The organism is Anoxybacillus sp. FSL W8-0104 (assembly GCF_038004465.1).
In the GTDB taxonomy this organism is placed as follows: Bacteria; Bacillota; Bacilli; order Bacillales; family Anoxybacillaceae; genus Anoxybacillus; species Anoxybacillus flavithermus_G.
In genome coordinates, this window is record NZ_JBBOQU010000001.1 from 1,679,578 (window position 1) to 1,701,537 (window position 21,960).

Genomic DNA, 21,960 nt, shown 5'->3' on the forward strand with positions numbered 1-21,960 from the left:
CGAAAACTCATCCCCATCACCTTTGATTTACTCATTCGCTTCTTGCAGTTGTTCGTTGAGGCGTTCGAAAAATAAGTCGGCTTCGCGTTCTTCCCCTTGCTCGTCCCATTCTGGAAGAGGAGGAAGTTCGTCTAACGTCTTTAAGCCAAAGTAGTCTAAAAACTCCTTCGTCGTTCCATATAAAATCGGGCGACCTGTTCCTTCTGCGCGACCTACTTCTTTAATTAACGCTTTTCCTAATAGGGTTTGAAGCGGTTTATCGCTTTTAACACCGCGAATGTGCTCAATTTCTGCGCGCGTAATCGGTTGGCGATAGGCGATGATCGCTAACGTTTCAAGCGCTGCTTGTGACAACGATGACGTCGTTGGTGACTCAACAAGTTTTTGCAAATATGGAGCACATTGTTTTTTCGTCACAAGTTGAAGCGTTCCTGCCATCTCGACGACCATAATGCCACGCTCCGCTACGTCATACATATGCTTTAATTGTTGCACAAGTTCATATACACGTTCTTCTTGAATATCAAGCACATCAGCCAGTTGCTTGTATGTTAATCCTTCTTCTCCGGCAGCAAACAATAGCGCTTCCATTATCGCTAGTTCATTCATATCGATCACCTTTTCGTCGAATATATAAATCAGCAAAATTATTTTCTTGTTCAACAATAATTTCATTTCGTTTCATAAGTTCAAGCAACGCTAAAAACGTCACGACAATTTGCTCGCGATCGTCATACGGAAATAAATCGTAAAAGTTCATTCGCTCTCCATGTTTTAATATGTGTAAAATCTCTTCCATCCGTCGTCCGATCGGAATTTCTTGACGCGCTACTTTCGTATGAAGCGGTTTTTGTAATTTTTTCCGCCGCAACAATTTCGCGAGCGCCCCAAGCATATCATACAAATCAACATCGAGCACAAGCGGTGCACCGTTTTTCGCATAAGCCGTTAAATCGCTTGGCGGCTTCGTAAATAAAAGCGCTCGCTCTTCTTCTCGCTCGCGCAACTGTTTCGCTGCTTCTTTAAACTTTTTATACTCGATTAACTGTTGCATTAATTGCTCACGCGGGTCTTCTTCGATAAATAATTCTTGATCCTCCAGCGTTTCTTCATGTTTTGGCAACAACATTTTACTTTTCATTTCAATAAGCGTTGCCGCCATTACTAAATACTCGCTCGCTACATCAAGTTGCAATTCTTTCATCGCGTGAATGTAAGCCATATATTGCTCTGTAATTTGTGCCACAGGAATATCATAAATATCAATTTCATAGCGATGAATTAAATGGAGCAATAAATCAAGCGGTCCTTCAAATTGATCTAATTTTACATGATAATGCACATTCATCCCACCTTTATTCATAAGTAATAGTATAATACAGGTAAGCATATGAAAAAAGGGGGGCTTTCGCTTGTATCCAAGGGCATATATCGAATATTTACTTCATTTTCACGCTACGCGCGATTATTTTGAATGCCATGAAGTGCTAGAAGAACATTGGAAACAAACAGGCGAACATGTATGGGTCGGCCTCATTCAGCTCGCTGTCGGGATGTATCATTATCGCCGAGGAAATATGATTGGAGCAAAACGAATGTTTACAAAAGCATTAAACACATTCGAAAGAGAAAAGCAAGCATATGAAGCGCTAGGCATACATGTAGAACAACTCATTGCGCTTATTCATACATATGTAGAGCGAATCAATCATGGACAACCGTATGAAAGCACTTGCTTGCCAATCATTGATGCTTCCTTGTTGCATATATGTCAACAACAGTGCGATCAAAAAGGGCTAATATGGGGGAAAAAAAGCGACATGTCAAACGAATATATCATCCATAAACATATGTTGCGCGACCGAAGCGACGTCATCGCTGAACGCGAACGGCAAAAACAAAAAAGACAGGGACGCTGATCCCTGTCACTGTTCACATTTATCCAAAAACGGAGCGGTCGTGTCATTGGCACATAACGACTTGTTTGGATACAATTCTTTTAACGCTTTCACCATTTGCTTTCCAATCCCTTGGTGGCGATGGGACGGATTAACGCTAATATGTTGCACTTCAACCGCATGTTCGCGCACAATCACACCGATAATGCCAATAAAATCTTCGTCTTGCTTCCATAAAAACAGCTGCCAATCATCGTTTGTCTCGTAGTTTTTCATCGTTTGTTGCAACTGCTTTAAGTCTTTTTCATTTGGCATAAACGACAAAAGACCCATCGCAATTTTCTCATAGTTTTTTCGATAGCGAACTAGCATATGAATCCCTCATTATCGACAAGACTTATTGTTTACTCGCTATTGCTATTATAAACGGTCTTGTCGCTTTTTTAAACATTTTTTATCGCGAGCATATTAAGAAAATGTACGCATCACATTCGCCATTTCAATGGCGCTGAGCGCTGCTTCCCATCCTTTATTTCCGGCTTTTGTCCCAGCGCGTTCAATCGCTTGTTCAATCGTATCTGTCGTCAGCACGCCAAAAATAACAGGGATTCCTGATGAAAGCGCCGCATGAGACGTTCCTTTCGCTACTTCATTACATACGTAATCGTAATGGCTCGTTGCTCCGCGAATCACAGCACCAAGCGTAATGACAGCATCATATTTTTTCGACTCCGCCATTTTTTTCGCGACAAGCGGAATTTCAAACGCTCCTGGCACCCAAGCGACGTCGATATCATGTTCCGTTACCCCATGACGTTTCAAGCCATCGAGCGCACCACCGAGCAACTTGCTTGTAATAAACTCATTAAATCGCGCAACAACAATGCCTATTTTTAATCCTGTTCCGACTAAATTTCCTTCATATACGTTCATTTTTTCTCCTCCTTAAAAATGCAACATATGTCCTAGTTTTTCGTATTTTGTGCGCAAATAGCGCTCATTATGGCGTTTGGCTGGCATTTGTAGCGGCACACGCTCTACCACTTCTAAGCCGTATCCTTTCAGTCCGGTAATTTTCCGCGGATTGTTCGTCAACAAACGCATTTTTGTCACACCTAAATCTTTTAAAATTTGCGCGCCAATTCCATAGTCGCGCAAGTCTGGGGCGAAGCCGAGCTTTTCGTTTGCCTCGACCGTATCATAGCCTTGCTCTTGCAACTTATATGCGCGCAATTTGTTTAACAAGCCGATACCGCGACCTTCTTGGCGCATATATAACAATACCCCTCGACCTTCTTCTTCAATTTGTGCTAACGCTGCATGAAGTTGAGGACCACAATCGCAACGATGAGAGCCGAATACATCGCCTGTCAAACATTCGGAGTGGACACGTACGAGCACAGGTTCATCTGGGATGATTTCCCCTTTCACGATGGCAATATGTTCTTTCCCATCTAACGTATTTGAATATCCGATCACTTTAAATTCACCAAAGTCCGTTGGCAACGTAATTTCCACTTCGCGTTTGACGAGCTTTTCTTTCCGGTTGCGATAGGCGATTAAATCTTTAATCGTAATCATTTTCATATCGAATTGTTCCGCGATTTTCTTTAAATCAGGCACGCGCGCCATTGTTCCGTCATCTTTTATAATTTCGCAAATAACGCCTGCTGGCTTTGCCCCGCAAAGACGGGCTAAATCGACCGCAGCTTCCGTATGTCCGGCGCGACGCAATACCCCACCTTTCTTCGCGACAAGCGGGAAAATATGACCTGGGCGTTTAAAATCGCTTGCTTTCGCTTCTGGATTTAACATTTCTTGAATCGTCAACGAGCGCTCAAACGCGCTAATGCCTGTCGTTGTCGCTTTATGGTCAATGCTGACGGTAAACGCTGTACCATGCGCATCTGTATTATGATTAACCATCGGCGCTAAATCGAGCCGATCAGCCAGTTCTTCGGTAATCGGGACACACACAAGACCACGACCGTGTGTAATCATAAAGTTAATGACTTCCGGCGTTGCTTTTTCCGCAAGCGCTACAAAATCCCCTTCATTTTCACGATCTTCATCATCGCAAACGATAATAATTTTTCCTTGCATTAAATCATAAATCGCCTCTTCAATTGTATGAAACATTTCGCTCACCCCTTATATCCGTGCTCTTGTAAAAATTGCATCGTCAATCCTTCACGCTTTCCACCAACGAACTGTTCAACATATTTTCCAATGATGTCACATTCAATATTGACAATATCGCCAACTTTTTTTGCTCCTAAAATCGTCGCTTCACGCGTATGCGGAATGAGCGAAATTGTAAACGTTCGGTCCGTTAAACCGAAAATCGTTAAGCTTGTGCCATCGACAGCAACTGATCCCTTTAAAATCATATATTTACGTAAATGGCTTGGCACCTCAATATCATAATAAACAGCGTTTGCGACAGGCTGCTTACGAATGATGCGTCCAATGCCGTCAACATGCCCCGAAACGAAGTGCCCACCAAAACGACCGTTTGCTGCCATTGCGCGCTCTAAATTGACTTTCGCTCCTACTGTAAGCGTTCGAAGCGATGTTGCTCGCACCGTTTCAGGCATGACATCGACAGTAAACAAGCGATCTGTAAATGACGTCACAGTTAAACAAACGCCATTGACAGCAATGCTGTCACCGAGCTGCACGTCTTGTAACACTTTTTGTGCCCCGATCGTGAAGACGATCGCTTCCCCTGTTTGTTTCATTTGTTGAATCGTGCCGATTTCTTCAATAATTCCTGTAAACATCGCGATCATCCTTTAGCAACGATTTTTATATCTGGTCCGATCCTTTCGACATGTTTCACTTGTAAACGAAGCGCATCCATCATTCGTCCAAACCCTTCTCCGCCGATTGCTGAAGGTGCTTCATTCCCCCCAATCAACATCGGTGCGATATACGCAATCACTTGTTGAACGGAACGCGAAGATAAAAAGCTGCCGTGCACATGCGCTCCACCTTCAACAAATATGGACATGACGTTCCGTTTGCCAAGTTCATGTAAAAGTGATGGAATATCAATTTTATTTTCATTCATACGAATGATGTGTACGCCGGCATGTTCGTATGGCTTCATTTGCTCCTCTGTCACATGTTGGCCGACGACGATCCATGTTGGCGCCTTTTGATCTGTGATGACATTCGCGTGAAGCGGTGTACGTAAATGTGTATCGAGAACGATTCGAATTGGTTGCTTTCCTTCATACCCAAAACGAACGGTTAAGCTTGGATCATCTGCTAAAATTGTGCCGACACCGACAACGATCGCATCGTGCATACGTCGCTCGCGATGCACGTCACGCCGCGCATCTTCCGACGTAATCCACTTGCTTTCGCCCGTTTTTGTTGCAATTTTCCCATCTAAGCTCATCGCATACTTTAACGTCACATACGGTGTTTTCGTTGAAATATAATGAAAAAACATTTCGTTTAACGCATCCGCCTCTTCTTTCAACACTCCGACGGTGATGTCAATTCCTGCTCGCTTTAATTTTTCAATGCCTTTTCCTGCCACGAGCGGATTTGGGTCCGTCGTCGTCACAACGACGCGCTTCACCTTTTTTTCAATTAACAAATCAGCACAAGGGGGCGTTTTTCCGTAATGGCTGCATGGTTCAAGCGTCACATAAACGGTTGCTCCTTCCGCTTTCTCGCCCGCCATGCGCAAAGCGTGTACTTCTGCATGTGGCTCTCCTGCTTTTAAGTGTGCGCCAAAGCCGACAATTTCACCATGTTTTACAACAACAGCCCCAACAAGCGGGTTCGGTGACGTTTGTCCGCGAGCTGATTGCGCTAATTGTAATGCGAAACGCATATATTGTTCGTCCATCTCGCACCACCTTTCTTTCTTTATAAAAGATAAAAACCCTAGGAACGACGTCCTAGGGCAAGATGTATGTAAAGATCGCCTTTTTTGCATAGCAAAAATGACCCACCGCCAAGCTTATTTTTTCAATAAGTGGCGTGAGTTTTGGCAATCCTTCTCCCATCCAGACTATACTGTCGGCTCCGGAATCGCACCGGATCATGCCTTAACGGCTCGCGGGCTGAGAAACATCTGTTTCATTACCGCCGGTCGGGAATTTCACCCTGCCCCGAAGGATGCGTTTATTCCATTTTTATTCATTATAGCACAATAAAACGAAATGTCTATTACTTTGCAATAAACAGCCAATACATTGCTCCCCAAACGAAACTAACGAGTAAAAGGATGAAAAATAATACCCAGTTTTTTTTCATCGCTTCATCGTCCCTTTTATTGTTCGTCCCACACCTTTACTTCTTTCATGACATCACCATTTTTCATCGCCTTTACAACATCCATTCCAGCGGTGACTTGACCGAATACGGTATGCACACCATCTAAATGCGGCTGCAGCTCATGGCAAATGAAAAACTGGCAACTTCCTGTATCACGTCCGCGATGCGCCATCGATATCGCACCTTCGATATGTTTATGCGGATTGTTATCTGTTTCACACGGAATCGTATAACCTGCATCGCCTGTTCCGTTTCCAATCGGGCAGCCACCTTGACTTACAAATCGCTTAATGACGCGATGAAACGTCAGCCCGTTATAAAATCCTTCATTCGCTAGTTTTTCAAAATTCGCAACCGTTGTTGGCGCTTCATTTTGGAATAGTTCAAACTCCACCTTTCCGCCGTTTTCCATTAAGATATATCCTTTTTTCTTCATGAAACTTTTCCACCTTTCTATCGTAAAAACAAACGTAACTTCATTTTACTATATTTCTCTTCTATGTTCACGCAAATGTTTGTACAATAGTATGGAAGATGTTGAAGGAGGTTATGAAATGAAGAAGTGGTTTACGATATTTATTTTATTGCTGTTTATGATCCCATCGGTTAGTTTAGCAGATGCGATTGAAGGGGACGTCATTATTACGCTCGGCGAAAATTTAACAGAACAGCAAAAACAACAAATATTAAAAGAAATGAATGCGCCAGACAACGCTGAAATCATTACGGTTACAAATGAAGAAGAGCATAAATATCTCGGCGGCATTATTCCGAAAGGACAAATTGGAACGAAGGCTATTTCATCCTCGAAAATTACGATTGGGGCACCTGGTTCGGGGTTGCAAGTCGAAACGAATAACATTAACTGGGTAACAAAAGAGATGTATATGAATGCGCTCATTACTGCTGGAGTAAAAGATGCAGTCATTTACATTACTGCACCGTTTCCTGTATCGGGAACAGCTGCGTTAACAGGGTTAATGAAAGCGTACGAACTTTCATCAAATGAAGCGATCCCGGACGAAGTAAAAAAAGTAGCGAACGAGGAAATGGTGAAAACAGCACAGCTTGGCGAATCAATCGGAAATGACAAAGCGGTCGCACTGCTTGCGAAAATTAAAGAAGAAATAGCGAAAAATCCACCGCAAACAGATGCAGATATGCGTGCGCTCATTGAGCGGATCGCTCAAGAGCTTGGCATTACGTTAACAGAAGACGAAATAAACAGTTTGCTTTCTTTATTTAACAAAATGAAAAATGTGAACATCGACTGGAATCAAGTGAACGAACAGCTTGCTCAAACGAAAGACAAGCTATCTGCTTTTTTACAAACAGAAGAAGGTCGAACGTTTATTCAGCGTATCGTCGACATTTTACGAGAAATATGGAACGCCCTTCGCGGAGCATTTGGGGCATAAAAAAATAACCGAGGTTGTCGCCTCGGTTATTTTTTTACTTTTGTCTTAAGTGGCAAATCGAGTCGAATTAAATCTTCATACGTTTCACGCTTCACAACAAGCTGTGCTTCACCGTCTTCAACAAATACGACCGCCGGACGCGGAATGCGATTATAGTTATTTGCCATCGCATAGCCGTAAGCTCCCGTACAAAAAACAGCTAAATAATCGCCCGGTTGCGCTTTCGGAAGCGGTAAATCCCAGATGAGCATATCGCCTGACTCACAACATTTCCCTGCAATCGCCACAACTTCTTCACAATGGTCATGCATCCGATTCGCTAGCACTGCTTCATATTTCGCTTCATATAGCGCAGGTCGAATGTTGTCGCTCATTCCCCCATCTACCGCAACATATTGACGAACGTTTGGCACCTCTTTACGCGAGCCAATCGTATAAATCGTTGTTCCAGCATCACCGACAAGCGAACGCCCCGGCTCAATCCAAATTTCTGGGAATGGTAAATGAAATGAGGCTACGTTCCGTTTCACTTCTTCAATAATTTGTTCGACGTACTGTTCCGGTGCGAGCGGATCATCTTCTTTCGTGTACCGAATGCCAAAACCGCCGCCAAGATTGACAACTTTCGCAGTGAAATGATGCATATCACGCCATATAGCAAGCTTTTCAAATAATTTTTTCGTCGCAAGGACAAAACCAGTCGCATCAAAAATTTGCGAACCGATATGACAATGAATGCCAAGCACATGAATATGGGAAGAAGCGAGCGCACGCTGTAACGCTTCATCTGCTTGTCCGTTATGCAAATCAAATCCAAATTTCGAATCTTCTTGCCCTGTTAAAATATAGTCGTGCGTATGGGCCTCAATGCCTGGCGTGACACGTAATAAAATCGGCATCGTATATTTATGAGTGCGACAAAGTTGTTGCAACATCTCTAACTCATAAAAATTATCGACGACAATACAACCGATTTTTGCTTCAACCGCCATTTGTAACTCTTCTTCGCTTTTATTGTTGCCGTGAAAATGAATACGTTCGACCGGAAATCCAGCAGCTAACGCGGTATACAGCTCACCGCCCGAGACGACATCGAGAGATAATCCTTCTTGTTCCATTAATTGCACGATCGCTATTGTCGAAAACGCTTTGCTTGCATACGCGACTTGTGCACGTACACGATGTTTATCAAACATACGCTTAAACGCCCGGGCACGCTCGCGAATAAGGGCAACATCATAAATGTAGAGTGGGGTTCCGTATAGATGAGCTAAGTCAATCGTATCTACGCCGCCAATTTCTAAATGACCCCGTTCGTTTATTCCCATCGTTCCGTGCATAATTATACATCCTCCTGATGACTCCGAAATAATTAAAGAAAACGTACCATAAATTTTGGTACGTTTCAACCTTTTTATGTCGATTGTTTTTGTTTATTTTGCGGATGTACGATGCTTGGGCGAATTGAAGAACCAGCTACAGATCGACGCACAATAATTTGCATAAAGGCTCCGGGATCAAAGGGAATAAACGGCCATAAATATGGAGTATTCAACGAGCGAATGTTCGCAAGGAAAAGTAAAAACACCGTAACGCCAATCATAAATCCTGGGACGCCAAACAACGCAATGACCACTAAAAATAAAAGACGGAAAATTTTATTTGCAATGCTTAGTTCATAGCTCGGTGTCGCAAAAGAACCAATCGCAGCAACAGACACATATAAAATCACTTCCGGCACAAACAGCCCGACGTCAATAGCGATTTGTCCAATTAACGCCGCCGCAATTAAGCCCATCGCTGTCGATAGCGGTGTTGGCGTATGGATTGCAGCCATACGCAAAAACTCAATACCAATATCAGCAATGAGAAGTTGCACAAAAATCGGGATATTTGTTTTTTCATTCGGACCGATATATGATAATTTTTCTGGCAATAACGAAGGGTCAAGGACAAATACAAACCAAAGCGGGAGTAAGAAAAGTGAAGCAAAGATGCCTAAAAACCGCACCCATCGTACAAACGTTCCTACAGCTGGCGATTGCCGATATTCTTCCGCATGTTGAACGTGATGGAAATACGTCGTTGGTGTAATGATAACGCTTGGCGACGTATCAACCATAATAATCACATGCCCTTCTAACAAATGAGTCGCTGCGACGTCAGGTCTTTCTGTATAACGAACGAGCGGATACGGGTTGTATCCTTGTTTCACTAAAAATTCTTCAATTGTTTTATCTGCCATCGTTAACCCATCAATTTTAATTTCGTTTAATTCCTTCTTAATGAGTTCAACAAGCCCCGGATTGGCGACATCCTGAATATAGGCGATACAAATGTCCGTTTTTGAACGCTCACCCACTTGCATCATCTCAAAGCGAAGCCGTTCATCACGAATGCGTCGGCGAGTGAGTGCTGTATTGATGATAATATTTTCAACATATCCGTCACGTGCCCCGCGCACCACTTTTTCTGTATCTGGTTCCTCAGGCGAACGTCCTGGATAACTGCGGACATCAACAGCAAACGCTTTCGCCTCTCCATCAATAAACAATAAAATTAAACCCGTCAACAAAAAGTCGACCGCTTCATCTAAACTTTTTACTGGATTCACCTGTTGATGGACGAGACGGTTTTCAATAATTTCAGGCAACTTTACTGATTGTCTCTCGCGATCGTTCACTTGAACAAGCATTTCAAGTAACTCGATAATATATTGTGTATCACAAAGCCCATTACAATAATATAAATGAACGTCTGTTTTTAAAATGTGTAGCTTGCGAACACCTAAATCGAAGCTCGTTCCAACTCCGATGGCGTTTTTAAAAAACTGTTCGTTTTCACTCAACTTCGAAGAAATCGGTGTGCGATTTTCTGTTTTCATCGCGTTTGCTCCTTTCAAGAATATATTCAATGGCTTTTCGCGTAATCGGACAACCGTTGCGAATATCGTCACGACGCCTCATTTTTCCGATGTCACCGATTCCAACGATGATAGGAATCGGCAAATCATCTAAACAATAGACGGTATCGCCATTGATCCGACCGAATTCCCACTCGCGAATACCTTCTTTATCGACACCGTACGTTGTGAAGTTCCCATCATAATCAATGCAAATATTTACTTTCGTCCACTCTTGATTGTTCGTATCAGACGCCACCGCTATCGCTCCGAGCACATCAATCTGTTCATGTGTTGCAACATAGCGAAGCGCTTGTTCTCCCGCTCCTTCACCGATAATGCCACTATCATCAAACATAACAAAAACAGGGTCATACGGCGTTTGCAAAATAAGTTCAACAAGCTGTTTTCCTGTCAACTGTGATGGGTTGCCTTGTGATTGGCTAATGCAACGAGCGCCAAATTGTTTTGCGAGCTTCTCGAGTGCACGTTGCACATGTTGATCTCCGTCTGTCACTAAAATAACTTTCCTTTTTTTCATTTCATCCGTCCTCTCGGCTTACAAACAACAGCGGTCACCCATGCTATAGCGATCGGAAAAGAAAGAAAAAAAACGATATTTGTAAAGTCCCCTGTTTTCACCGCTTGTATACAAGAAGCACCAACGTGAACAAGCGTCATCTCGATCCCCGCATGCGCCAGTGATTGCATAGGGTCGTATAAACTTGTCGCTTCGAGCGCCACGCCAATAAGCAAAAATATTGTCACTAGGCGAGTGAATGACCATTTTATAAGCAATAATTGCCCGATAAGCGATAACATACCGCCAATGATAAATGCGTATACGTACTCCATTTTCACGTCACCGCTTCAATCGCAATCGCATGAGCGATCGCCGGAATCGTTTGATTTTGCTTCATCATCGTACTATTAAATAATGCTCCCGTCGCAACAACGAGCATCGTCTTTATTTTTCTCTCCCTCATTTTCTCAAGAAAATAACTGTACGTTACAACAGCACAACATGCACATCCGCTTCCACCTGCAAATGCTTGTTGTTCCGTATCGTAAATAAGCACACCACAGTCATCGTATCTCTCACTTAAGTTCATACCTGCATCATAGCATAACGACTTTAATTCACTACTCCCAACTTTTCCTAAATCCCCTGTGATAATCACATCATACGCTTCGATCGAAAGCCCACAGTCTATCAAGTGTTGCCTAATCGTTGCAAATGCTGCTGGTGCCATCGCTCGTCCCATATCGAGCGGATCCGTCACACCGCTATCGATCACGCGTCCGATCGTTGCCGTGCGAATCCGAAATGGCGAACGTGTCGTACTTAATAGCGCTGCTGCTCCTCCTGTTACAGTCCACGATGCGCTTTCCCCCTTTTGAACGCCAATTGTCGTCGGGAAACGAAATTGACGTTCCGCTGCACCATAGTGACTGCTTGTTGCAACTAGCACGCGGCGAGCAAACGCACCATCAATGAACGTACTAGCCACAAGCATGGCTTCCGTCATCGTTGAACAAGCGCTAAATACACCTAAAAATGGAATATGTAATTCACTTGCAACATAGTTCGCAGTAACCGTTTGATTCAGTAAATCCCCCGCGATAAATAAATCGACATCGTGCGTTTGTACTTTTCCTTTCGTTAAACAAATCATAATCGCTTCTTTCATAAGTCGCCGTTCCGCGAGCTCCCAACTTTGTTCACCGCAATATAAATCGTCGTAAGCACGATCAAATGATGAACCGATCGGACCTTCACGCTCTTTCGGTCCAACGACGGTACCGCTCGATTCGATATAAATGTTTTTCTCAAATACAATCGTTTGCTCTCCGATTTTTTTCATCGAACCCCCCCTTATAAAAACAACGCTGCAACGTATGATGCAACAACTAATGTGACAATGATACTCCCGCCAACAGAAAGCATATGTTCTGCTATTCCCTCATTGCGATACTCAAGAGCGCTAGCACTCCATATGTTTGCTAGACTCATCATCGGTACAATCATTCCCGCCCCTGCAAATTGTGTCAATCGGCGATAAAATCGGATTGGCGTAAATATCGCAGCACATACCATCAACGTCCCGTTCATCCAGCGAACGGCTTCCGCTTCACCCATATGAAACAATATGATGTACATATCGCGAAGCGCTTGGGCAACGACCGCAATGAATCCACCGACTAAAAAAGCTTTCAACATACGCCTCCTCCTAGCGATCAACGAAATATATCCAATGGAAAAGAGAGCCCGCCACTTTACCAAATACCATTGCCATGAGTAACATGACAATTTGTTCGTCGATACCAAGCCGTTTTGCTAAAATCGGAAACACATTTAACACTTCCGTTAATGCCGCAGCAAGCATACCGACGAACACACCGCTCAATAAACCAATGACACTTGTCACAATTGGCGGAAAAGAAAGCAACGGATCGCGCAAGCTAATCCAGCTACTTACAACCGCACCAAGTACAACACCCCGTTCATACGTCGCAATCCATTTCATCGTTTTTGTGAGTTGGGTCAAGCGTGGAATAACACCGAGAACAGTTAAAAACGCAACAAAACCAGAACCGACAGCTAGCCCTCCTGCCAATCCAACAAAAGCTACAACAAACTCACGAATCATCATCCATTCGCCTCATCACCTCTTTATTTTCATGCATAATGACATATTGATCGAGCGATTGTTGGTATTGAAACATCTCAACTTCAAGTGGGCTCGGTTCTTCGTTAATTCGCTTTTTAAAAAAGTGATTAAAAAATAAAATCATACCAAGTCCAAGCCCGAGTGAATACGGAATTTGAAACCATAACGGTTTTTCTACTTCTTTCCCTGTAATTACCCGATACAGCCGTTGTTGTACTTGCTGCATGCTTACATCTTCATGAAAGTTCATAATCGCAAGACCGGAGCCAATGAATAGAAGAAGCCATACGATTGGGACGTACAAATACCCCCATCGCTTTTCCTCATAAACGACTTCAACGATCGTTTGCGACGGTCCAAGTGATTGAATATCGTCTTGAGGAACAACGTTCATTAACGCTTTCATCACATGCATCACATCGATAATGACAATGTTGCGATCTTTTTTCTGCACCGTATAAATAGGAGTTTGTACAATATCATCGATTCGTTTTGTTGCGACAACTTGTGCCACATCCCCTACCCGAATCGTTGCATTCGGCTTCACTTGAATACGATGACGCATTTTTAAAAAAATGGTTTCTTTCATGATCGACACCTTGCTTCCATCATTGTATCTATAGTATGAGATACGACTCGCATCCATATGCATAAAAAGCCCGAACGGACTTATTCATCCATTCGGGCTTTCATTTGTTGCAATATTTTCTTCTCTAAACGAGACACTTGTACTTGAGAGATGCCTAATCTAGCTGCCACTTCTGATTGGGTTTGGTCTTTATAATAGCGCAAGTAGACGATGAGTCGCTCTCGTTCATCTAGCTCTTCCATTGCCTTTTTTAATGCGATTTTGTCAAACCAAACGTCTTGCTCGTCCGCAATTTGATCAAGCAACGTAATCGGATCACCGTCGTTTTCGTACACCGTTTCATGAATGGACGTCGGTGAACGGACAGCTTCTTGAGCTAGCACAACATCCTCGGGTGAAATTTGCAAAAACTGTGCAATTTCATTCACCGTTGGGACGCGACCGTTTTGTTTCGACAATTCGTCTTTTGCCTTTCTAATTTTATTGCCAATTTCTTTTAATGAACGGCTCACTTTGACGGACCCATCATCGCGAATGAATCGTTGAATTTCCCCAAGAATCATCGGTACCGCATACGTTGAAAATTTGACGTCGTAAGATAAATCAAATTTATCGACCGATTTCATTAAACCGATGCAACCGATTTGAAACAAATCTTCAGGCTCGTATCCGCGGTTTAAAAACCGCTGCACAACCGACCAAACAAGCCGCATATTTTTTTCAATAATCTCATCGCGCGCTTGCTGGTCACCTTGCTGGCTCCTCCGAATCAATTCTTTGATCTCATGGTCTTTGACAGCTTGTACCTCGACATCCATAGGCACGTCTCCCTTAATTACATAGCGCTTTGCTTTTCGTTAAATGCTTAATCAGCTCCACCGTTGTTCCTTCATTCACTTTTGAGTAAATGTTTACTTCATCCATGAAATTTTCCATAATCGTAAACCCCATGCCAGAACGCTCGAGCTCTGGCTTTGTCGTAAATAACGGCTGTCGCGCTTCTTCCACATTTTCAATCCCTTTTCCGTGGTCGCGAATCGTTAAATGAACCGTATGTCCTTCAATGATGACAGAAATGTAGACAACGCCGCTTGGATCATTTTCGTAGCCGTGAATAATCGCATTTGTTACAGCTTCGGATACGACTGTTTTAATTTCGGTTAACTCATCGAGCGTCGGATCGAGTTGCGCAACAAACGCTGCAACCGTCACACGAGCAAACGATTCATTTTGGCTGAGGGCGGAAAACTGAAGGTGCATTTCATTTCTCATTTACGCCACCCCCAACGTTTGTAATGCGTACTGTTCATTCACTTCTAAACGAATAATTTTAAACAGCCCTGACATATCAAATAAACGCTTAATGGAAGGAGAGACAGAACAAACAACCATCTCCCCACCCATGCGTTGTATTTGTTTATATCTTCCTAAAATAACACCTAATCCTGAACTATCCATAAACGTTAACTCATTTAGGTTTAAAACGATTGCTTTTATTCGTTCTCGTTCTAATACATCCGTAATTTCTGCACGCAACTGTTCTGCTGTATGATGATCGAGCTCTCCAGCTAATCGTACGAGCAATACATGTTGTTTCACTTCTAATTGAATCGATAAACTCACGATCATTTCCTCCTTATCCTCTTGGGTTAAGGAAGAATTCGATTTGTTTATGCGTCAATCCTTCTTCCCGACAAAACTAGTCGCCATTCGCCCTGTTTCGTCAAGATGTGCGCGAGAATGAGCTAAACATTCGTTTAAACAACTCCCACATATTTGCTTCTTCCACTTGCTCTTTTGCTACTAAAGGACTTTTGACAATCACCGCTCCATCTTTTTTCACAACGAGCGTACCGAGCACATCTCCTTTTTTTACGGGAGCTTTCGCTTTTTTATTCAACTTCCATGTCGTTTTTACTGCTTCAGATTTTTCCCCTTTTTTCAACAAAACAGAAATGGGCTCAGACGTCACAACGGCGACCGACTTTTTCTTTCCTTTACTGACAGGAAGCATGGTGATCGTTTCGCCTTTTTTATAAAGCGGTTTCGTTTCGTAATGACTAAATGCGTAATCTAACATTTTTGTAATTTGCGCATTTCGGGCTTTTGGCGTTGGTGCTCCAAAAACGACGGCAATGACGCGCATATTGCCTTTTTTCGCTGTGGCTGTTAAACAATATTTCGCTTCGCTCGTGTAACCTGTTTTTAATCCGTCAACACCCGGATAAAATTTCACGAGGCGATTTGTATTGACGAGCCAAAACTTTTTGTCAGTATTTTCTCGTAAATAATCTTCATACGTACCTGTGTATTTTGTAATTAAATCATATTTCAATAGTTCCTTTGCCATCATCGCCATATCGTACGCGGTGCTATAATGATTTTTTGCCGGCAAACCTGTCGTGTTTTCAAATGTTGTATGTTTTAAACCAAGTTTCCTCGCTTTTTCGTTCATCATATGGACGAACGCTTCTTCTGAACCAGCAATTCGTTCTGCTAACGCAACCGCTGCGTCATTGCCTGATCCGATCGCAACACCTTTTAACAAATCGTCAACCGTCATTTCTTCTCCTGGTTCAAGAAAAATTTGCGATCCACCCATCGATGCAGCGTATTCACTTGCCCGCACCCGTTCGTCCAACTTTAACTTTCCTTGATCAATTGCTTCCATAATGAGAAGCATCGTCATAATTTTCGTCATGCTCGCTGGTGGAAGTGGCTCATGGGCATTTTTTTCATACAAAATAGCCCCTGTATCTCGTTCAATTAAAATGGCTGATCTTGCCTCCGTTGCTAACTCAACTTTCGGTTGTTCCGCATGCGCGGATACGATCGGAAGAAATAATAACACGATGGCAAGTGCGTAAAAAAATCGCTTCATCTCCAACCCTCCATTTCTTTATACTTGCCATCCTTTCCATTTTTTATTTTTTTATACATAAAAAAACCTGAAGGAATAAATCCTTCAGACTACGAAATTTTATCGTAAATTAATGTTGGAGCTTGAACAGGTGTTGCTGAAATACGAATGTTTTCATATAGTTTTTGTTTTACATCATCAATTTGTTCGCGATTGCTGTAAATGGCGACAAGCGATTCGCCTTTTTTCACCGCATCGCCAACTTTTTTACGAAGCACTAAACCGACGGCTAAATCAATTGTCGATTCTTTCGTCGCACGCCCCGCACCGAGCCACATTGCTGCTGTTCCGACCGCATCCGCGACAATTTCTGATACGTATCCATCTTCTTTTGCTTCAAGTTCAATGACATATTTCGCTTGCGGTAATTTGCTTGGGTCATCGACAACAGATGCATCGCCACCTTGCGCAGCTAAGAACGTTTTAAATGTTTGAAGGGCTGAACCGTCTTTCATCGCTTTTTCCAACATATGACGAGCTTCTTCAAGCGAAGATGCTTTTTCAGCTAAATATACCATATGACTTCCTAGCACTAAGCAAAGCTCTTGTAAGTCTTCTGGACCTTCGCCTTTTAACGTATCGATCGCTTCTTTCACTTCAAGCGCATTTCCGATCGCATAACCGAGCGGCTGGCTCATATCAGAAATAATCGCCATCGTTTTCCGTCCAACACGGTTTCCAATATCGACCATCGCTTTCGCTAATGCTTTGGCATCGTTTAAATCTTTCATAAATGCACCTGCGCCCGTTTTTACGTCAAGCACGATCGCATCAGCACCCGCAGCAATTTTTTTACTCATAATTGATGAAGCGATGAGCGGAATGCTGTTGACCGTTGCCGTCACATCACGAAGCGCATACAACTTTTTGTCCGCTGGCGTCAAATTACCAGACTGACCGACAACGGCAATTTTATTTTTATTGACAAGATCGATAAATTCATCGTTCGTAATTTCAACGTGAAAACCTGGCACCGATTCTAGTTTGTCGATCGTTCCACCCGTATGTCCAAGGCCGCGCCCAGACATTTTCGCAACCGGTACACCGACGGAGGCGACAAGAGGGCCAAGCACTAACGTTGTTGTATCGCCCACTCCGCCCGTTGAATGTTTGTCTACTTTAATTCCTTCAATTCGCGAAAGGTCGATCGTATCGCCTGAATGCACCATCGCCATCGTCAGTTCAGCTGTCTCTTCTTCATTCATGCCGCGGAAAAAAATCGCCATCGCCAACGCGCTCATTTGATAATCAGGAATATCACCTTTTGTATAACCTTCAATAATAAACTGAATTTCTTCTTTCGTTAACGCATGACCATCACGCTTTTTCTCGATCAAATCGACCATTCTCATCGTCGTTCACCTTCTCGTTTAATTTTTCGCCATGTTGCGTACGATCGCCTTCACAAATCGTAAAAAGTCAGCTTTTACTTTTTCCGTCGTTTCGATCACTTCATCATGCGTAAGCGGCTGATCTAAAATACCTGCAGCCATATTCGAAATACACGAAATACCGAGCACTTCCATTCCGGCATGGCGGGCAACGATCACTTCAGGTACGGTAGACATGCCGACTGCATCGCCGCCCATCACGCGAATCATACGAATTTCTGCCGGCGTTTCGTACGCAGGACCGGTATTAGCAACATACACACCTTCGCGCACACGTAAGCCAATCTCGTTCGCAACATCTTTTGCGAGTTGACGAAGTCGTTTACTATACGCTTCGGTCATATCTGGGAAGCGCACGCCAAGCGACGGATCGTTTGGACCGATAAGCGGATTGCCAGCCATGTTGTTAATATGGTCTGAAATAATCATTAAATCGCCCGGTTCAAACGATTCATTCACACCACCTGCGGCATTTGTCACAATTAATTGCTCAACGCCGAGCGCTTTCATCACGCGGACAGGAAACGTGACTTTATCAAAGCTGTATCCTTCGTAATAATGGAAACGCCCTTGCATAACGACAACTGTTGCCCCTTCTAACTGACCGTATACGAGCTGACCGGCATGCCCTTCAACCGTCGATACAGGGAAATTCGGAATGTCGCTGTATGGAATTTTAATGGCTTGTTGAATTTCATCCGCCAAAACACCTAAACCGGAGCCAAGAATAAGACCGATTTGCGGTGGAGTTGGAAACTTTTCTTTTAAAAATTGTGCCGCTTGTTCAATAGCTGTTCGATTCATATGTTCACGCTCCTTATTTCAACTCTTGTAAAAAACTTGTTCCGTATTTTGGCATCTTCACACCAAAGTTTTCTGCAATCGTTGCACCTACATCTGCGAACGTTTCACGCAATGGAAGTTGTTTACCTCCGTTCATGCTTGGGCTATACACAAGAAGCGGTACGTATTCGCGTGTATGATCTGTGCCGTGATGAACAGGGTCGTTTCCATGGTCTGCTGTAATGATTAATAAATCGTCTTCTTTTAAACGTTCAAACACTTCCGGCAAACGTGCATCGAACTCTTCTAACGCATCACCATATCCCTTCGGGTCGCGACGATGACCGTATAGTGCATCAAAATCAACAAGATTCAAAAAGCTGAGTCCTGTAAAGTTCATTTGTAACGTATTTACTAATTTGTCCATTCCGTCCATATTTGATTTTGTGCGCAACGTTTTTGTCACACCTTCGTTATCGTAAATGTCAGCAATTTTTCCAATCGCAATAACGTCGTATCCAGCATCTTGCAGTTCGTTCATCACCGTCCGTCCGAACGGTTTTAACGCATAATCGTGACGATTCGCTGTCCGTTGGAAGCTTCCTGGCTTCCCGATAAATGGACGAGCAATGATGCGACCGACCATATATTTTTCATCAAGCGTCAATTCACGCGCAATTTTACAAATGCGATATAGTTCTTCTAATGGAATGACTTCTTCATGCGCTGCAATTTGTAAAACGGAATCGGCTGACGTATATACAATAAGCGCACCTGTTTCCATATGTTCAGGGCCGAGCTCATCAATAATCGCTGTGCCACTTGCTGGTTTATTGCCGATCACTTTTCTTCCTGTTCGTTTTTCTAATTCCTCAATTAACTCTTTTGGAAATCCGTCAGGAAATACTTGAAACGGTGTATCGATACGAAGACCCATTAACTCCCAATGACCTGTCATCGTATCTTTTCCAGCGGATGCTTCTTGCATTTTCGTGTAATAAGCAAGCGGCTTTTCCGCTTTTGGAATACCTTCAATTTCGCGAATGTTACTTAAACCTAGTTTCGCCATATTCGGCATGTTTAAGCCACCGCGATGTTCGGCAATATGCCCAAGCGTATCCGCACCTTTGTCGTTATATTTTTCGGCATCTGGTGCCTCGCCAATCCCGACCGAGTCCATGACAATTAAAAATACACGTTTATATGTAGGTTTCACCGTTTTACCTCCCCAATCGCTTCATTCGCTTCATAACATGCCCACTATAAAGCAAAATCACGCATTGTTCCTATTTGTCAGAAGTCTGACAACTAAATTATAAAACGTTTTCACAATGAATTGCAATAAAAAAACTGTGACAAATTATCGTCACAGTTACGCTCGTGGATGAAACTGTTTGTATACATCTTTTAAACGCGTTTTCGTTACGTGCGTATAAATTTGCGTTGTAGAAATATCCGCATGTCCGAGCATTTCTTGTACGGCGCGCAAATCGGCCCCATTTTCTAATAAATGAGTCGCAAACGAATGGCGCAACGTATGAGGAGTTAATTGTTTTTGAATGTTCGCTTCTTGAGCGAGTCGCTTTAAAATTTTCCAGCATCCTTGTCGTGTTAAACGCTCACCATGATGATTTAAAAACAACGCGTCTGTCGTGCCCTTTTTTCTTTGTAACAGTTCTGGTCGACCTTGCTCTATATACCGCTTCAATGCTTCTGTCGCCATTTTCCCGATTGGAACGATGCGCTCTTTTCGACCTTTTCCGTAACAACGAATGAATCCCATCGTCAAATGAACATCGGATATGTTTAATTGAATAAGCTCGCTTACACGAATACCTGTCGCATATAAAAGTTCTAACATCGCCTTATCGCGAATGCTAAACGGCGTGTTTTGTTTCGGTGCTTCGAGTAAAGCCTCAACTTCCGCCATCGATAGCACGTTAGGCAATTTTCGTGGCAGTTGCGGTGTCTCGATATGAACGGTCGGATCTTGATCAACCGCTTTTTCACGCAATAAAAATTGATGAAACGATCGAACAGATGCCAAGTGACGAGCAATCGTTTTCGGCGAGCTTCCTTTTTCTTTTAAAAACTTTAAAAATTGCATAATATGAAAACGGGTTACATCGTTCCAATGACATAGTTGTTCGACTTTTTGTAAATATTGAACGTATTTTTTTAAGTCACGCTCATACGATACGATCGTGTTATGTGCTAAATTGCGCTCAACAATTAAATAATGAATAAAATCTTTTACTTGATCTTCCACGCGCACCCTACTCCCCGTTTTGATAGAAAAGCAATAGCCGATCGAGCCAATGTGTTTCTTGCTGCTCCGTTGTCGATACTTTCACCGCCGATCCCATCGGCTCGTCGTAACGACGATAATAGTTATATTCTTCGCTCATCCATACAATACTATAATAAAATAAAATGGTACATCCCGTAAACAAAAGAAAAACCTTTAATACATCCACCATTCTTTTCATGGCATACCTCCGTTAACTGTCATATAGTAAGAGGATATGCCCGTTTCATTGCATTTTATACATAAGTGAAAAAACCTTTTCATAGACGAAAAGGTTTTACTGCTCCTCATGCTTATCTTGGCAACGATGACAAATACCATGAAACGTTAGACGATGGTCTTTAATTTTAAAATTCCAATCCCGTTCCACAATCGCCTCGACATCTTCTAATAAATCTTCTTGAATTTCATCGACCGCGCCACATTCAATGCACACTAAATGATGGTGAAAGTGCGCCGCACCTTCTTTACGAAGATCGTAGCGGGAAACGCCATCCCCGAAGTTAATTTTATCGACAATTTTCAACTCTGTTAATAACTCCAACGTGCGATACACAGTAGCTAACCCAATCTCAGGCGCTTTTTCTTTCACGAGGAGGTAAACATCTTCCGCGCTTAAATGATCTTCTTCATGTTCGAGCAACACCCGTACTGTCGCTTCACGTTGCGGCGTTAATTTATAGCTTGCTGCATGCAGTTGTTTTTTTATTCGGTCAAGCCGACTTTCCATTTCCTTTCCCTCCCTCGTTACTCATTCTCATTATAACAAAAGAAAGGAACGTG

General features: G+C 42.9%; 28 protein-coding genes and 1 riboswitch. Of the genes, 2 read left to right on the forward strand and 26 right to left on the reverse strand.

The genetic code is table 11. The annotated features are described in order from the left end of the window. Positions 1 to 27 precede the first annotated feature (27 nt). Together scpB and NST18_RS08870 are read right to left on the reverse strand one after the other, a co-directional pair. Positions 28 to 609: an SMC-Scp complex subunit ScpB gene (gene scpB, locus NST18_RS08865; protein ID WP_340721367.1), complete on the reverse strand. Its 582-nt coding sequence runs from the start codon at positions 607 to 609 to the stop codon at positions 28 to 30. Then, positions 602 to 1,363 (reverse strand): segregation/condensation protein A, encoded by a 762-nt coding sequence (locus NST18_RS08870; RefSeq protein ID WP_064214343.1) that lies wholly within the window; start codon positions 1,361 to 1,363, stop codon positions 602 to 604. The genes scpB and NST18_RS08870 overlap by 8 nt, the downstream gene beginning before the upstream one ends. A gap of 49 nt (positions 1,364 to 1,412) precedes the next feature. Here NST18_RS08870 and NST18_RS08875 point away from each other — a divergent pair, with 49 nt between their 5' ends. Beyond that, positions 1,413 to 1,919 (forward strand): DUF309 domain-containing protein, encoded by a 507-nt coding sequence (locus NST18_RS08875; RefSeq protein ID WP_004889739.1) that lies wholly within the window; start codon positions 1,413 to 1,415, stop codon positions 1,917 to 1,919. A gap of 6 nt (positions 1,920 to 1,925) precedes the next feature. Here the strand turns inward: NST18_RS08875 and NST18_RS08880 are convergent, their stop codons facing one another. The 6 genes from NST18_RS08880 to NST18_RS08905 all read right to left on the reverse strand — a co-directional run bounded on the left by NST18_RS08880 (position 1,926) and on the right by NST18_RS08905 (position 6,630). Then, positions 1,926 to 2,270: a GNAT family N-acetyltransferase gene (locus NST18_RS08880; RefSeq protein ID WP_004889738.1), complete on the reverse strand. Its 345-nt coding sequence runs from the start codon at positions 2,268 to 2,270 to the stop codon at positions 1,926 to 1,928. Between the two features lie 96 nt (positions 2,271 to 2,366). After that, a complete protein-coding gene (gene ribH / locus NST18_RS08885; protein WP_004889736.1) occupies positions 2,367 to 2,831 on the reverse strand; it encodes a 6,7-dimethyl-8-ribityllumazine synthase in 465 nt (154 codons plus the stop codon). 12 nt (positions 2,832 to 2,843) lie between these two features. Beyond that, positions 2,844 to 4,037: a bifunctional 3,4-dihydroxy-2-butanone-4-phosphate synthase/GTP cyclohydrolase II gene (locus tag NST18_RS08890; protein WP_004889735.1), complete on the reverse strand. Its 1,194-nt coding sequence runs from the start codon at positions 4,035 to 4,037 to the stop codon at positions 2,844 to 2,846. A gap of 5 nt (positions 4,038 to 4,042) precedes the next feature. Continuing rightward, positions 4,043 to 4,681, reverse strand: coding sequence for a riboflavin synthase (ribE, locus tag NST18_RS08895; protein ID WP_004889733.1), 639 nt, complete (start codon positions 4,679 to 4,681; stop codon positions 4,043 to 4,045). Between the two features lie 5 nt (positions 4,682 to 4,686). Then, positions 4,687 to 5,763, reverse strand: coding sequence for a bifunctional diaminohydroxyphosphoribosylaminopyrimidine deaminase/5-amino-6-(5-phosphoribosylamino)uracil reductase RibD (ribD, locus tag NST18_RS08900; protein WP_004889730.1), 1,077 nt, complete (start codon positions 5,761 to 5,763; stop codon positions 4,687 to 4,689). Between the two features lie 144 nt (positions 5,764 to 5,907). Next, positions 5,908 to 6,040, reverse strand: a riboswitch (FMN riboswitch). A gap of 149 nt (positions 6,041 to 6,189) precedes the next feature. Then, the gene (locus NST18_RS08905; protein ID WP_004889729.1) at positions 6,190 to 6,630 is read right to left on the reverse strand and encodes a peptidylprolyl isomerase; all 441 of its coding nucleotides are present in this window, start codon (positions 6,628 to 6,630) and stop codon (positions 6,190 to 6,192) included. Positions 6,631 to 6,748: 118 nt separating this feature from the next. Between NST18_RS08905 and NST18_RS08910 the strand changes: the two genes are divergently transcribed. After that, on the forward strand, positions 6,749 to 7,612 hold the full coding sequence (locus tag NST18_RS08910) for a DUF1002 domain-containing protein (protein WP_004889727.1): 864 nt from the start codon (positions 6,749 to 6,751) through the stop codon (positions 7,610 to 7,612). A gap of 26 nt (positions 7,613 to 7,638) precedes the next feature. On the opposite strand, the gene lysA is transcribed toward NST18_RS08910, so the two are convergent. The 18 genes from lysA to fur form a co-directional block, all read right to left on the reverse strand. Continuing rightward, on the reverse strand, positions 7,639 to 8,958 hold the full coding sequence (gene lysA, locus NST18_RS08915; RefSeq protein ID WP_088223718.1) for a diaminopimelate decarboxylase: 1,320 nt from the start codon (positions 8,956 to 8,958) through the stop codon (positions 7,639 to 7,641). 68 nt (positions 8,959 to 9,026) lie between these two features. Further along, complete coding sequence (locus NST18_RS08920) at positions 9,027 to 10,496, reverse strand: spore germination protein (protein ID WP_004889725.1); 1,470 nt, start codon at positions 10,494 to 10,496, stop codon at positions 9,027 to 9,029. Continuing rightward, positions 10,453 to 11,055 (reverse strand): stage V sporulation protein AE, encoded by a 603-nt coding sequence (locus tag NST18_RS08925; RefSeq protein ID WP_004889723.1) that lies wholly within the window; start codon positions 11,053 to 11,055, stop codon positions 10,453 to 10,455. Before NST18_RS08925 ends, NST18_RS08920 begins: the two co-directional genes overlap by 44 nt. Further along, complete coding sequence (locus NST18_RS08930) at positions 11,052 to 11,369, reverse strand: SpoVA/SpoVAEb family sporulation membrane protein (RefSeq protein WP_004889722.1); 318 nt, start codon at positions 11,367 to 11,369, stop codon at positions 11,052 to 11,054. Before NST18_RS08930 ends, NST18_RS08925 begins: the two co-directional genes overlap by 4 nt. Before the next feature lie 2 nt (positions 11,370 to 11,371). Further along, positions 11,372 to 12,379, reverse strand: coding sequence for a stage V sporulation protein AD (spoVAD, locus tag NST18_RS08935; protein WP_004889720.1), 1,008 nt, complete (start codon positions 12,377 to 12,379; stop codon positions 11,372 to 11,374). An 11-nt stretch (positions 12,380 to 12,390) separates the two neighbouring features. Then, positions 12,391 to 12,735, reverse strand: a complete 345-nt coding sequence (locus NST18_RS08940) for a SpoVA/SpoVAEb family sporulation membrane protein (RefSeq protein WP_004889719.1) — start codon at positions 12,733 to 12,735, stop codon at positions 12,391 to 12,393. A 10-nt stretch (positions 12,736 to 12,745) separates the two neighbouring features. Next, positions 12,746 to 13,165, reverse strand: coding sequence for a stage V sporulation protein AB (locus tag NST18_RS08945; RefSeq protein ID WP_004889717.1), 420 nt, complete (start codon positions 13,163 to 13,165; stop codon positions 12,746 to 12,748). After that, a complete protein-coding gene (locus NST18_RS08950; RefSeq protein ID WP_004889715.1) occupies positions 13,155 to 13,775 on the reverse strand; it encodes a stage V sporulation protein AA in 621 nt (206 codons plus the stop codon). Before NST18_RS08950 ends, NST18_RS08945 begins: the two co-directional genes overlap by 11 nt. An 80-nt stretch (positions 13,776 to 13,855) precedes the next feature. Continuing rightward, positions 13,856 to 14,593: an RNA polymerase sporulation sigma factor SigF gene (gene sigF, locus NST18_RS08955; RefSeq protein ID WP_004889712.1), complete on the reverse strand. Its 738-nt coding sequence runs from the start codon at positions 14,591 to 14,593 to the stop codon at positions 13,856 to 13,858. Between the two features lie 13 nt (positions 14,594 to 14,606). Further along, positions 14,607 to 15,047, reverse strand: coding sequence for an anti-sigma F factor (spoIIAB, locus tag NST18_RS08960; protein WP_004889709.1), 441 nt, complete (start codon positions 15,045 to 15,047; stop codon positions 14,607 to 14,609). Next, positions 15,048 to 15,398 (reverse strand): anti-sigma F factor antagonist, encoded by a 351-nt coding sequence (gene spoIIAA, locus NST18_RS08965; RefSeq protein ID WP_035018571.1) that lies wholly within the window; start codon positions 15,396 to 15,398, stop codon positions 15,048 to 15,050. It abuts the gene before it with no gap. Positions 15,399 to 15,498: 100 nt separating this feature from the next. Continuing rightward, positions 15,499 to 16,656, reverse strand: coding sequence for a D-alanyl-D-alanine carboxypeptidase family protein (locus NST18_RS08970; protein WP_004889705.1), 1,158 nt, complete (start codon positions 16,654 to 16,656; stop codon positions 15,499 to 15,501). A gap of 89 nt (positions 16,657 to 16,745) precedes the next feature. Next, the gene (locus NST18_RS08975) at positions 16,746 to 18,047 is read right to left on the reverse strand and encodes a pyrimidine-nucleoside phosphorylase (RefSeq protein ID WP_004889704.1); all 1,302 of its coding nucleotides are present in this window, start codon (positions 18,045 to 18,047) and stop codon (positions 16,746 to 16,748) included. A gap of 18 nt (positions 18,048 to 18,065) precedes the next feature. Further along, positions 18,066 to 18,890, reverse strand: coding sequence for a purine-nucleoside phosphorylase (locus NST18_RS08980; protein ID WP_004889701.1), 825 nt, complete (start codon positions 18,888 to 18,890; stop codon positions 18,066 to 18,068). 13 nt (positions 18,891 to 18,903) lie between these two features. Continuing rightward, entirely contained in the window at positions 18,904 to 20,085 is a 1,182-nt protein-coding gene (gene deoB, locus NST18_RS08985; protein WP_004889700.1) for a phosphopentomutase, read from the reverse strand. Positions 20,086 to 20,241: 156 nt separating this feature from the next. Continuing rightward, complete coding sequence (xerD, locus tag NST18_RS08990) at positions 20,242 to 21,138, reverse strand: site-specific tyrosine recombinase XerD (protein WP_004889699.1); 897 nt, start codon at positions 21,136 to 21,138, stop codon at positions 20,242 to 20,244. Between the two features lie 7 nt (positions 21,139 to 21,145). Further along, positions 21,146 to 21,358, reverse strand: coding sequence for a YqzK family protein (locus tag NST18_RS08995; protein WP_004889698.1), 213 nt, complete (start codon positions 21,356 to 21,358; stop codon positions 21,146 to 21,148). A gap of 96 nt (positions 21,359 to 21,454) precedes the next feature. Further along, complete coding sequence (gene fur, locus NST18_RS09000) at positions 21,455 to 21,907, reverse strand: ferric iron uptake transcriptional regulator (protein ID WP_004889697.1); 453 nt, start codon at positions 21,905 to 21,907, stop codon at positions 21,455 to 21,457. Positions 21,908 to 21,960 lie beyond the last annotated feature (53 nt).